The sequence below is a fragment of the Shewanella saliphila genome (genome assembly GCF_014648295.1).
In the GTDB taxonomy this organism is placed as follows: Bacteria; Pseudomonadota; Gammaproteobacteria; order Enterobacterales; family Shewanellaceae; genus Shewanella; species Shewanella saliphila.
This window is the reverse complement of sequence record NZ_BMQV01000004.1, coordinates 123,636-135,682: the sequence shown is the minus strand read 5'-3', so window position 1 is coordinate 135,682 and position 12,047 is coordinate 123,636. Positions and strand designations below refer to the sequence as shown.

Below are 12,047 nucleotides of genomic sequence, written 5' to 3'. Positions count from 1 at the left end.
CTTATTCTTATAAGTTATAACAAAATAACGTTGTCTGCTATGAGCTCAGTTCATACAATGCGATTAATATTTATTAACCTATAGGTAGGGTACAGGACGTTTTACAACGCCATGCCCCGCTATTTAGCCCATTAACATGCCATCCACTTGGCATTACACCATGGGTTTACACTTGGAATTGACATGATACTGCAAACGCTCAATCGTATTCCGTTTTGGCAAAAAGTCATTGCGGGTTTTGTTTTAGGCACCTTAACCGGTATAGGTCTGGGTGAATCAGCCATTATATTAAAACCGCTTGGCGATTTGTTTATTAGTGCGATAAAAATGCTGGTCGCGCCTTTAGTATTTTGTGCCATTGTGGTCAGTATTACCTCTTTAGGTTCGCAATCAAACTTAAAAAGACTGAGCTTTAAAACCCTCGCCATGTTTATGTTTACTGGCACTATTGCGTCGTTTATTGGCTTAACTATTGGTAGCCTTATCGATATGGGCGGCAATCTTGCGCTGGCTACATCTGAGGTGCGCGAACGTGATATTCCTGGGTTTGCTCAGGTGTTATTAAACATGATCCCAGTTAACCCTTTTGCTTCATTGGCTGAGGGTAATGTGCTGCAAATTATTGTGTTTGCTGCGTTGGTGGGCATTGCGATTAATGCTGTCGGCGAAAAAGCCGTGGCGTTAAAAAATACCATTGAAGCGGGCGCGGAAGTCATGTTCCAGTTAACGCGTATGGTGCTTAAATTAACCCCTATCGGTGTATTTGGGTTAATGGCTTGGGTGGTCGGCGAGTATGGCTTAAGCACACTTTTGCCGTTAGGTAAGTTCATTATGGCGATTTATATCGCTGCGCTTATTCATATTATTGTTGTTTACGGTGGCTTAGTGAAATTTGCTGCGGGGTTAAGCCCATTACAGTTTTTCCGCAAAGCCATGCCAGCGCAAGTCGTGGCATTTAGTACTGCATCCAGTTTTGGTACTTTACCAGCCAGCACACGCTGCACTGAAGCGATGGGGGTGTCTAAACGCTACAGCGCGTTTGTACTGCCTCTTGGCGCAACCATGAACATGGACGGTTGCGGTGGTATCTACCCTGCCATTGCCGCGATATTTATTGCGCAAATTTACGGTATTCCATTAGATATGACCGATTACATGCTAATTGCGGTCACCGCAACGGTGGCTTCGGTGGGTACTGCAGGTGTGCCTGGTAGCGCAATGGTCATGTTAACCGTCACATTAGGTGTGATTGGTTTACCGCTTGAAGGTATTGCTTTTATTGCAGCTATTGACCGTATTATCGATATGATCCGCACAGCCACTAACGTCACAGGTGACATGATGACGGCCGTAGTCATTGGTAAAAGCGAAGGTCAATTAGATGTAGAACAATTTTACGCCAATGAATCAACCGCGCCGCAAACTCAGGTTTAATCTTTAGCATAATATTAATAATACGCGGGCGTTACCCGCAATCAAAAAAACAAAAAGCGAGCATCAATTGATGCTCGCTTTTTTAGTTATAGCACACTAATAAACCTCAATTCTGGATAAGAATTAGAACTTAGCGTTTGCCCATAACCATACTTTATCTGCATCAACTTTACCGGCACCGGCATCACCTGCAGAGTAAGCAGCATATTTAACACCAACAGTGTAGTGCTTATCGATTGGTAAGCTAAATACCGCGTCTATTTCGTTACCTAAATCACTCACCGTGGCACTTGAGTCATCGGCTTCAAAATCATGGTAAACCAACGCCCATTTACCGCCGGCGACTTTACCGCTAATTGATACATATGTATCAGCTAAGCCTTGTGCTGGTGTTGCCAAGAATTGGTCTGCCCAACCATTAAACGCATGCAAGGTCGCTAATGGCGTTGAAAATCCATACTCGCCATCGTCAGAACCCAATAGCTCATATCCAAGCTTAACCGTTAAACCACTATAGCCTACCCCCACTTCTGCAAGCATATAATCAGTAGAATATGATGCCGTTGCGGTATCTGTGTCTTGAGTTGCATAATCAACTGTATAAAGGAGTTTTACGTTATCAAAATCTTTAGCACCCGCAAAGCGAATACCGTAGGTGTCAATAGCATTTTCTACGTTGGTATCTTCTTCAAGTAAGTAGCCATATGCACTTAGCTTTCCCAAATCTAAATTGTAAGATGCATTAAACACGTGATCTTTTGAGTCAATGTCTTTTACTTCTGCGAAAATACGGTTACGTTTGTAAATGTAACCGTAATCAACGCTAAAGTCGTCGATAGCATATTGCATGGTCACGGCATCAAAGGTTTGACGGTCTTGACGCCAGCCTACATGCCCAATAAAACGCATATTATCAAGAGCCATCACTTGACGGCCGACTTTAGCTTTAAAGCCATTGCGTTTATATTGTAAGAAAGCTTGGTCTAGCTCAGTGGTTTCCGGATCGGCAATCACAGAGTAAGCAGCATTATTACCAATAGCATCATTGTAATCATTGACACCTGCTAAACTGCGAGAATCTTCAAACTCAACTAGCGCGCTTAATCCATAATACTCCGCCGTAGCAAACGTTAAGCGAGTGCGTAAAGTCAACGCATCAGCATCTTTTAACGCATTATCTTGATCGACAGATTCATAACGTAAATTTAAGTTTACTTGTGCAGTACCCTGAGTAATGGCATCGGCAACTGAATTAACCGTTGTTTCTGCAGCGTTTGCACTGCCCATTGCCAATAATAATGAACAGCTTAATGCTGATACTGTCGCTTTTTTAAATGAGCTTAAATTTAAGCAAGCTTTACCCGCAACTTGACTAGCAAGCAGTTTATTTTTCATCTTATATCCCTTGAATATTTTATTATTACACGTTGTTGTGTATTTAAGTCGCTTGCAAGCTAACCGTTATTAATGGTAACGACTTTGTTAATTTTTTGCTGTGACATATCTTGCATTTTATTTACTTGTTTAGTTTGAGGCAGCGGTTCAACCTTGCGCTGCTTTTCGTAGAGGAACTTAAGTACTTCAGATCGCAATCGGTTGTATTCGGTATCTTGCGCTAAGGCTAAGCGGTTTCTTGGACGCTCAAGCTCTACCGATAAAATCTCACCCACGGTGGCTTCGGGGCCATTGGTCATCATGACGATTTTGTCTGACAGCAATACAGCCTCATCGACGTCGTGGGTGATCATAATCACTGTGTTATTGAGCTGACTTTGGATTTCCATTAACGAATCTTGCATATGTGCTCGGGTGAGCGCATCAAGTGCGCCAAAGGGTTCATCCATTAATAGCACTTCTGGTTGCATGGCAAGCGCACGTGCAATACCGACACGCTGCTTCATACCGCCAGAAATTTCACCTGGGCGTTTGTGCATAGCATGATCCATGTGTACCAGCTGCAAATTATGTTCAATCCATTGTTTCATTTCGGTTTTATTCATTTTGCCAGCAAAGACTTGCTTTACCGCCAACTCAACGTTTTGATAGGCACTGAGCCAGGGCAATAATGAATGATTTTGAAACACCACCGCCCGTTCTGGCCCAGGGGCTTTGACTTCAGTATTTTTTAAAATAACCCCACCAGAACTGGCTTGATATAACCCGGCGACAATATTTAATACGGTTGATTTACCGCAACCAGAGTGACCAATTAACGAGACAAACTCACCCTGGTTTATTTTCAAATTAACGTCTTTGAGGGCAGTAAATGATCCCTTAGGTGTTGGAAAAACCATATCAACACCACTGATATCTAAAAATGTGCTCATTGTGTTTTCCTTATTGGTCCCAAGAAACCCAGCGTTGTAACGCTAAGATGCCGCGGTCGAGTAAAAAGCCAATAAAGCCAATCACCACGACGGCTGCCATAATGCGCGCTAATGAGTCAGAACTACCATTTTGAAACTCATCCCAAACAAACTTACCTAACCCTGGGTTTTGGGCTAACATTTCGGCGGCAATTAATACCATCCAGGCCACACCCAGCGATAATCGCATTCCGGTAAAAATCATTGGAATGGACGCGGGTAACACAATTTTTTGCACATGGGTGATGGCCGACAATCGCAGTACTTTACTGACATTAATTAAGTCGCTGTCGATACTCGACACCCCAATAGCGGTATTGATAATCATCGGCCACACGCTACACAGGGTGACGGTCAACATCGAGTTAATAAACGATTTTGATACTATCGGATCTGGCGACACATACACCGCACTCACTACCATAGTGACCAAAGGCAACCAGGCTAGCGGTGATACCGGTTTAAAGATTTGAATAATGGGGTTAATTGCCGCTTGTAAGCTGCGGCTTAACCCCATCCAAATACCTAAGGGAATGGCGATAACTGCAGCCAATATAAAGCCACTCATCACGGTCACTAAACTCGTGACAATTTGATCCCAAAAGGTTTCTTTACCGGTGTAGCCACGAATTTTGGCTTCATAGCTTGGATCTTTTGCCAGCCGAGCCGCATTACGCGTTTCTTGGCGTTCAAAAAATGCCTGTGCTTTTTCGCGCTCGTTAACATGTTCTTGATATAAATTTTCAAACTGTGTCACCACCGCAACCGGTCCCGGAAACTTACCCAAAGACGTATCGATACTATTGGCGGTCACTGTCCATATGCTTAAAAATATGGCTATACCAATAAACGGTAACAAGATCACTTTACTGAGCTCAGCCATTTTCACCATCACTGCTGCCACCTTGTCTCGTTCCATTAAGCGATTATGTGTAATCGACGTTAGACTATTCACCCCAGACTCCTTAGCCGTGTATTACAGCTTGTCACCTTGCTTTAAACCAATCGTAAATGAATTGATGTATGCATTTGGCTGACTTCCGTCGTACACTAAATTATCGATAAAGTGAGTTTGCGGCGCTTTAAACCCGCTTTCGCTGCTAAAGTCAGGAAACGCACTTGCAGGGATTAATTTGTCGTCGATAAGTGATTGTGCTGCTTTAGCGTAAAGATCAGGACGGTAAACCTTAGCGGCAACATCTTTGTACCAATCGTCTGATTGATCTTGTTCAATTTGGCCCCAACGGCGCATTTGAGTTAAATACCAAATCGCATCTGAATAGTATGGGTAAGTGGCGTTGTGTCTAAAGAACACATTAAAGTCTGGCACTGCACGCTTGTCGCCTTTTTCATATTCAAAGGTGCCAGTCATGCTGTTGGCAATCACGTCGTAATCTGCGCCGACATAGTTAGGTTGTGACAATATTTTTACCGCTTCTGGGCGGTTAGCGTTGTTATTGTCATCCAGCCACTTGGCCGCACGAATTAATGCACGTGTTAAGCGAATAGTGGTATTAGGGTATTTTTCAGCAAACTGTGCCGTGATACCAAAGACTTTTTCTGGGTTATTTTTCCAAATTTCATAATCTGTCACTACCGGAACACCAATGCCTTTAAACACGGCCTGTTGGTTCCAGGGCTCACCAACGCAATATCCGTAAATAGTGCCAGCTTCAAGTGTTGAAGGCATTTGTGGTGGTGGTGTTACCGACAATAACGCTTGTGCGTCAATTTGCCCTGAAGTATCACCTTTGTGCGGCGCATAAAAGCCTGGGTGAATCCCCCCTGCCGCTAACCAATAACGTAACTCGTAGTTGTGAGTCGATACAGGAAATACCATGCCCATATTAAATGGTTTACCCGCCGCATTAAATTCTTCAACAACCGGCTTTAATGAGTCGGCAGTAATAGGGTGAACTGGCTTTCCATCAGCTTGCTTGGCAATGTTCGGCTTCATTTTAGCCCACACATCATTTGAAACCGTAATCGCATTACCGTTTAGGTCCATTGAAAATGGGGTAATAATATGGGCTTTAGTACCATAACCTATGGTGGCAGCAATAGGCTGGCCCGCAAGCATGTGCGCGCCATCAAGGCGACCGTCGATAACGCCATCAAGTAAGACTTTCCAGTTAGCTTGTGCTTCGATGGTGACGTACAGGCCTTCTTCCTCGAAATAGCCTTTTTCATACGCGACAGCTATCGGTGCCATATCGGTTAATTTGATAAAACCAAATTTAAGCTCTTCTTTTTCTGGATAGCCTATTTCAGCATTGACCGAAGTGACACTTAAGCTGGTGCCAATCGCTATCCCCAAGATAAGCGGTTTAAGCAACTGCTGTGTTATCGATGTTGTCCAAGTCATGTTAATTCCCCATTGATGAAAATTGCCCACAAAAAAGGCGCCTCGGATATCCATAAAGGAATATCTCGATAGCGCCTTTGCCAAAAAGTAAATTTTTACACGTTATATATCAGTCAGTTAGGTTTAAACCTGACACGTTACCCACTCATACAGAATGTTCAACACGTGTAAGTATTAATATTCATCATTCGTGCCAATCTGTTAAATGCATGATTTAACTGCAATTGTTAAAATTTGGTTAACAACCCGTAATACCATAACAGTGCAACATTACAGCATTAACGCACCAATATGTTCCAAAAGAGGTAGGCCGTAAACGAACAAAGCCAGTGCTATAGCACTGGCTCAGTTTCAGATTAAATCTTGGGATTAACCAAGCACCGCAAGCAAGACACCGGCAGCAACCGCACTACCCAGCACCCCCGCAACGTTTGGCCCCATGGCATGCATAAGCAAAAAGTTTTGATTGTTAGACTCTAGGCCCACTTTATTCACCACCCTTGCAGCCATTGGCACCGCTGAAACACCTGCCGCACCAATCAATGGATTCACTTTACCGCCCGACAGCTTACACATCAGCTTAGCCATTAATACACCTGTAGCCGTACCAATACTAAATGCCACAGCACCCAAAACTAAAATACCGAGGGTTTCGATACGCAAAAACTGCTCTGCAGACAATTTAGATCCAACAGCCAGCCCGAGGAAAATCGTCACAATATTAATTAATTCGTTTTGTGCGGTTTTAGACAAACGATCCACTACACCAGACTCACGCATTAAGTTACCGAGACAAAACATACCCACTAACGGTGTGGCTGCAGGTAAAAACAGAATGGTCATACCCAATACCATCAATGGGAAAATGATTTTCTCTTTTTTGCTAACTTCGCGCAGCTGCTCCATCTTAATTTCACGTTCAGCTTTGGTGGTCAATAATTTCATTATTGGCGGCTGAATTAACGGCACCAATGCCATGTATGAATAAGCAGCAACCGCAATGGCACCCAATAACTCAGGCGCCAGCTTAGAGGCTAAGAAAATCGCGGTTGGCCCATCTGCACCACCAATGATGGCAATTGCAGCAGCATCTTGCATACTAAACTCAAACCCAGGCACTAAGTTAAGCCCAATGGCACCGAGTAAGGTTGCAAAAATACCAAACTGCGCCGCCGCACCTAACAATAATGTTTTAGGGTTAGCGATTAAGGCTCCAAAATCGGTTAAGGCGCCCACGCCCATGAAGATAAGCAGTGGGAAAATACCGGTTTCAATACCCACATGGTAGGCGTAATAGAGTAAGCCGCCCTCGTCAGTAAAACCCGCGTTCGGAATGTTAGCTAAAATAGCACCAAAGCCAATTGGCAGTAATAATAGTGGTTCAAAGCCTTTAGCAATGGCTAAAAACAGCAATAAACAGCCCACGCCCATCATTAATAATTGGCCGCCAGTAAAGTTGGCAATCCCAGTTTCTGACCAAAAGGCCATTAATCCTTCCATTTCGACCTCTTATGCTAATGCAAGTAATGCTGAACCCACTGTCACACTGTCACCTTGCTTAACGGCAAGGTTTGCGACAACACCGTCTTGCTGAGCACGAATTTCGGTTTCCATTTTCATTGCTTCAAGAATAATCAACACTTCACCGGCTTTAACCGCTTGACCATTGTTAACCAGCACCTTAAAGATGTTACCCGACAGAGGCGCAGCCATAGTGCATTTAACTTCACCCGTAGGTGCAGAGGGAGCCGCTGCAACCGGGGCTGGGCTTGCCGATACAGGTGCTGCTGTTGGGGTGATTTGACTGATATCGCCGCCTTCGCTGACTTCAACAACAAAGCTTTGGCCTTCAACATTGACGGTATAAGTTTGTGGCCCGTTGTCAGCACTCGCTTTAACTTGGAGGTCATCGGCACTTGGCACAGGTTCAAATGCATCTGGATTGCCGCGATTTTTCAAGAACTGCAAACCAATTTGGTTAAACAGTGCGTAGGTCATAACGTCGTCATCAGATTCGCTTGCTAACGCAAAACCTTGTTCTTTGGCTTTTTCAGCTAATTCTGTACGTAATTTATCAAGCTCAGGTGCAATTAAGTCTGCAGGGCGACAAGTAATAGGATCTTCGCCTTTTAATACTCGAGCTTGTAGCTCGGCATTAACAGGCGCTGGCGTGGCGCCATACTCACCTTTTAATACCCCTTCGGTCTCTTTGGTCATCGACTTGTAGCGCTCGCCCATTAACACGTTAATCACTGACTGAGAGCCAACAATTTGTGATGTTGGGGTGACTAAAGGTAAGAACCCGAGATCTTCACGCACCCGTGGAATTTCTTCTAGCACGGCATCCATTTTGTCTGCAGCGCCCTGCTCTTTTAATTGGTTTTCCATGTTAGTTAACATGCCGCCAGGCACTTGAGCACGTAAAATACGTGAATCAATCCCTTTTAATGCACCTTCAAAACGAACGTATTTTTTACGAACATCACGGAAATAAGCGGCTATCTCTTCAAGCAACACCATGTCATAGCCAGTCGCTCTGTCGGTATCTTCAACCATAGCAACAAGCGTTTCAGTGGCGCTGTGACCATAGGTTTGGCTCATTGATGATATCGCGGTATCTAAAACATCGACTCCTGCTTCAATGGCTTTTTGATAGGTTGCAGTGCTTAAGCCTGTTGTAGCATGGCAATGCATTGAGACCATTAAATCGGTTTGCGATTTTAGGCGACTGATTAATTCATAAGCTTGCATCGGCTTGAGTAAGCCTGCCATGTCTTTAATACATAAAGAATCTGCGCCCATGTCTTCTAAACGTTTAGCCATATCCACCCAGGTATCGATGGTGTGCACGGGGCTTGTGGTAAATGAAATGGTGCCTTGGGCATGCCCACCAACGTTCTTAACGGCTTTTACAGCGGTTTCAAGGTTACGCACATCGTTCATTGCATCAAAAATACGGAATACGTCCACACCATTGGTATGAGCGCGCTCAACAAAGCGAGTCACAACATCATCAGCATAATGACGGTAGCCTAAAAGATTTTGCCCACGCAATAACATTTGTTGCGGCGTATTTGGCATGGCTTTCTTTAATTCACGAATGCGATCCCAAGGATCTTCACCAAGATAACGAATACAAGAGTCAAAGGTCGCTCCGCCCCAAGACTCTAGAGACCAGAAGCCCACTTTGTCTAGCAAAGGGGCAATCGGTAACATATCGTCAATACGTAAACGTGTTGCGAGTAATGATTGATGGGCGTCACGCAGTACGACATCGGTTAATGCTAATGGCTTGCTCATAATGACTCCAAAATTATTTTGCGCGGTATTGATGTATCGCAGAGGTGATTGCAGCAACTAACTTAGGATCTAAGTGAGTGGCTACCGCTGTATTAGAAGGTGCTTGCGGTGCGGGAATATCCGCCACTGGTGCAGGAAAAAGCTTTGCGACAATGCCAATACCTACGATTAAGATACTTAAAAAAGTAAACACTAAGCCCATGCCCATTATCATGATGCCCAGCGCATCCGATAATTGCTCAGATATCGATGTCATGTTTCCTCACTTTTTATCAAACAATTAAAATCAGCCGATTTGATGAATATGTTTTAAATCAATGCACTATAGAGGCTTACTTCGCAGTTTGATCTAAAAAAACAATCTCACATTGACTCACACATTAACGACAAGCTAATTAAGCAAGCGCAAATATTCATATCAAACGTCATTCAACACCGTGGTTTATCTGAGTAAAACGGCTTATTTAAACGCGTTAAACTCAAAATCTTGTCACAAAATATAAACAAAAAACGGTTACAATACTATCCCTTTGTAAATTGGTCTTACCAAAATAAATGCCCAATCTCAGTGCAGGTTAACAAAGTTTAAAATAATCACCTAAAAAATGAAGATTCAATAATATTTAAGCCATTTTTTAACAATACATAATAAAATCGTTAAAATTAACTATTCAGCAACATGATAAAATAGTGCAAATAAGTCGTCACCCCACACAAAAAACCGTTTATTTACTCACTTTATATGAATATAAATACACTTCAATCATGTATTGCCCCTTTTTAGACATAGATATCGTTTACCAATCTCACTCTGTAACTTTCTAGTGATAAAAATGGCCATGATCGACCATTAAGCTGACCAGCCAGGCTAAAAGCCATGACAAATAACAGCTGAACTTGTAGACGTTTTAAAGTGGCTAAGTAGATGTCGCTAATGGCTAACGCAGGATTAACAACGTTGACGGTGCTAGGTGTACTGATATAGAGGAATATAGCGAATATTAATATCCGCGCTGCGGTTCTGAGTTAACGGCAGTGAATCAACGACAGTGGATTAAAGTCTGTGAGTTAACGTCTGTGGATTAACGTTGGTGACTTAATGGAAGTAAATCAAAGGCTGTGAAGCTACGACAGTGAGTTAACGTCTGTGGATTAACGTTAGTGACTTAATGGAAGTAAATCAAAGGCTGTGAAGCTACGACAGTGGGTTAAAGTCTGTGAATTAAAGTCTGTGAATTAACGTCTGTGAATTAACGTCTGTGAATTAACGTCTGTGGATTAACTTTGGTGACTTAATAGAAGTAAATCAAAGGCTGTGAGGCTACAACAGTGGGTTAACAGCTGTAGATTAATTAATGCAGGAGGTTCTACGTTTTGTCCATAAAAAAACGCCCTGTAATTATACAGGGCGTTTCTATTATGGTGCGCGTGGGAGGATTCGAACCTCCGACCGCCTGGTTCGTAGCCAGGTACTCTATCCAGCTGAGCTACACGCGCAAAATCGGTACAACATGCCATTCAATACTTTATGTTAACCATTATAGCTAACAAATAAAATAATGAATGGCGGAGAAGGAGGGATTCGAACCCTCGATGGGATTTAAAGCCCATACTCCCTTAGCAGGGGAGCGCCTTCGGCCACTCGGCCACCTCTCCGCAAAAATGGTGCGCGTGGGAGGATTCGAACCTCCGACCGCCTGGTTCGTAGCCAGGTACTCTATCCAGCTGAGCTACACGCGCGAAATTTGGGTTTTGGTGCAATATGAATGGTGCGCGTGGGAGGATTCGAACCTCCGACCGCCTGGTTCGTAGCCAGGTACTCTATCCAGCTGAGCTACACGCGCATTCATATTTATCACATCAACAGTAAATGGTGCGGATGGGAGGATTCGAACCTCCGACCGCCTGGTTCGTAGCCAGGTACTCTATCCAGCTGAGCTACATCCGCATCGATTTAACTATTGTAAGAAATGGCGGAGAAGGAGGGATTCGAACCCTCGATGGGATTTAAAGCCCATACTCCCTTAGCAGGGGAGCGCCTTCGGCCACTCGGCCACCTCTCCGTTTTCTTGGCGCACATATTACTGTTTGACGAAAATAAGTCAAACCCTTTTTAGGAAACCTAACTTCATTTGGACTGTTTTTAATCACATTGGAGATAATAGCTTCAAATACTCATGAAAACTGTATTCTTTTTTGCGAATATTATTTTAAAAAATGATTTTGAAAGATTTTTTAAAACGGCTTATTTGCCCAAAAAACAAAAAAGCCAGCAAATGCTGACTTAGTTTATATCGGACAAATAGGCCGAAATTAGTAGTTTCCACCTTCAGAAGGTGAACCTGACTTCTCAGACTGAATACGTTGGTAGATCTCTTCACGGTGAACAGACACTTCTTTTGGTGCATTAACACCAATACGTACCTGGTTACCTTTAACACCTAAAACCGTAACGGTGACTTCATCACCAATCATTAATGTTTCGCCTACACGACGAGTCAAAATTAGCATTCGGTTGCTCCTTTAGTTCAATCTGCATAACACGCTTTGTCCGTAATATGCGTTCATTATAATGTCTGCTC

9 protein-coding genes and 6 tRNA genes are annotated in these 12,047 nt (G+C 43.4%); 1 reads left to right on the top strand and 14 read right to left on the bottom strand.

Annotated elements, in window-relative coordinates:
• The first annotated feature begins 183 nt into the window (after window positions 1-183).
• Window positions 184-1,434: a dicarboxylate/amino acid:cation symporter gene (locus IEY48_RS03795; RefSeq protein ID WP_188917411.1), complete on the top strand. Its 1,251-nt coding sequence runs from the start codon at window positions 184-186 to the stop codon at window positions 1,432-1,434.
• 123 nt (window positions 1,435-1,557) lie between these two features.
• Here the strand turns inward: IEY48_RS03795 and IEY48_RS03790 are convergent, their stop codons facing one another.
• The 14 genes from IEY48_RS03790 to csrA all read right to left on the bottom strand — a co-directional run bounded on the left by IEY48_RS03790 (window position 1,558) and on the right by csrA (window position 11,976).
• On the bottom strand, window positions 1,558-2,721 hold the full coding sequence (locus IEY48_RS03790) for an alginate export family protein (protein ID WP_373293691.1): 1,164 nt from the start codon (window positions 2,719-2,721) through the stop codon (window positions 1,558-1,560).
• Window positions 2,722-2,888: 167 nt separating this feature from the next.
• A complete protein-coding gene (locus tag IEY48_RS03785) occupies window positions 2,889-3,761 on the bottom strand; it encodes an ABC transporter ATP-binding protein (RefSeq protein WP_188917407.1) in 873 nt (290 codons plus the stop codon).
• Window positions 3,762-3,771: 10 nt separating this feature from the next.
• Window positions 3,772-4,692 (bottom strand): ABC transporter permease, encoded by a 921-nt coding sequence (locus IEY48_RS03780; RefSeq protein WP_229786307.1) that lies wholly within the window; start codon window positions 4,690-4,692, stop codon window positions 3,772-3,774.
• A gap of 84 nt (window positions 4,693-4,776) precedes the next feature.
• Complete coding sequence (locus IEY48_RS03775) at window positions 4,777-6,165, bottom strand: CmpA/NrtA family ABC transporter substrate-binding protein (protein WP_188917405.1); 1,389 nt, start codon at window positions 6,163-6,165, stop codon at window positions 4,777-4,779.
• Between the two features lie 369 nt (window positions 6,166-6,534).
• A complete protein-coding gene (locus tag IEY48_RS03770) occupies window positions 6,535-7,665 on the bottom strand; it encodes a sodium ion-translocating decarboxylase subunit beta (RefSeq protein ID WP_188917403.1) in 1,131 nt (376 codons plus the stop codon).
• A 9-nt stretch (window positions 7,666-7,674) separates the two neighbouring features.
• Complete coding sequence (gene oadA, locus IEY48_RS03765) at window positions 7,675-9,465, bottom strand: sodium-extruding oxaloacetate decarboxylase subunit alpha (protein ID WP_188917400.1); 1,791 nt, start codon at window positions 9,463-9,465, stop codon at window positions 7,675-7,677.
• 13 nt (window positions 9,466-9,478) lie between these two features.
• A complete protein-coding gene (locus IEY48_RS03760) occupies window positions 9,479-9,721 on the bottom strand; it encodes an OadG family protein (protein WP_188917398.1) in 243 nt (80 codons plus the stop codon).
• A 1,164-nt stretch (window positions 9,722-10,885) separates the two neighbouring features.
• Window positions 10,886-10,962: transfer RNA gene (locus IEY48_RS03755), tRNA-Arg, on the bottom strand.
• Between the two features lie 67 nt (window positions 10,963-11,029).
• Window positions 11,030-11,121 (bottom strand) — tRNA-Ser (locus IEY48_RS03750).
• A 7-nt stretch (window positions 11,122-11,128) separates the two neighbouring features.
• Window positions 11,129-11,205 (bottom strand) — tRNA-Arg (locus tag IEY48_RS03745).
• 27 nt (window positions 11,206-11,232) lie between these two features.
• Window positions 11,233-11,309, bottom strand: a tRNA-Arg gene (locus IEY48_RS03740).
• Window positions 11,310-11,336: 27 nt separating this feature from the next.
• Window positions 11,337-11,413: transfer RNA gene (locus IEY48_RS03735), tRNA-Arg, on the bottom strand.
• A gap of 23 nt (window positions 11,414-11,436) precedes the next feature.
• Window positions 11,437-11,528 (bottom strand) — tRNA-Ser (locus IEY48_RS03730).
• 250 nt (window positions 11,529-11,778) lie between these two features.
• On the bottom strand, window positions 11,779-11,976 hold the full coding sequence (csrA, locus tag IEY48_RS03725) for a carbon storage regulator CsrA (RefSeq protein WP_188917397.1): 198 nt from the start codon (window positions 11,974-11,976) through the stop codon (window positions 11,779-11,781).
• Window positions 11,977-12,047 lie beyond the last annotated feature (71 nt).

What these genes read in the sequence shown, in the direction of transcription:
- IEY48_RS03775 (WP_188917405.1), bottom strand. Translation starts at nt 6,165, where the DNA reads ATGACTTGGACAACATCGATAACACAGCAGTTGCTTAAACCGCTTATC.
- csrA (WP_188917397.1), bottom strand. Translation starts at nt 11,976, where the DNA reads ATGCTAATTTTGACTCGTCGTGTAGGCGAAACATTAATGATTGGTGAT.
- IEY48_RS03770 (WP_188917403.1), bottom strand. Translation starts at nt 7,665, where the DNA reads ATGGAAGGATTAATGGCCTTTTGGTCAGAAACTGGGATTGCCAACTTT.
- IEY48_RS03790 (WP_373293691.1), bottom strand. Translation starts at nt 2,721, where the DNA reads ATGGGCAGTGCAAACGCTGCAGAAACAACGGTTAATTCAGTTGCCGAT.
- IEY48_RS03785 (WP_188917407.1), bottom strand. Translation starts at nt 3,761, where the DNA reads ATGAGCACATTTTTAGATATCAGTGGTGTTGATATGGTTTTTCCAACA.
- IEY48_RS03760 (WP_188917398.1), bottom strand. Translation starts at nt 9,721, where the DNA reads ATGACATCGATATCTGAGCAATTATCGGATGCGCTGGGCATCATGATA.
- oadA (WP_188917400.1), bottom strand. Translation starts at nt 9,465, where the DNA reads ATGAGCAAGCCATTAGCATTAACCGATGTCGTACTGCGTGACGCCCAT.
- IEY48_RS03795 (WP_188917411.1), top strand. Translation starts at nt 184, where the DNA reads ATGATACTGCAAACGCTCAATCGTATTCCGTTTTGGCAAAAAGTCATT.
- IEY48_RS03780 (WP_229786307.1), bottom strand. Translation starts at nt 4,692, where the DNA reads ATGGTGAAAATGGCTGAGCTCAGTAAAGTGATCTTGTTACCGTTTATT.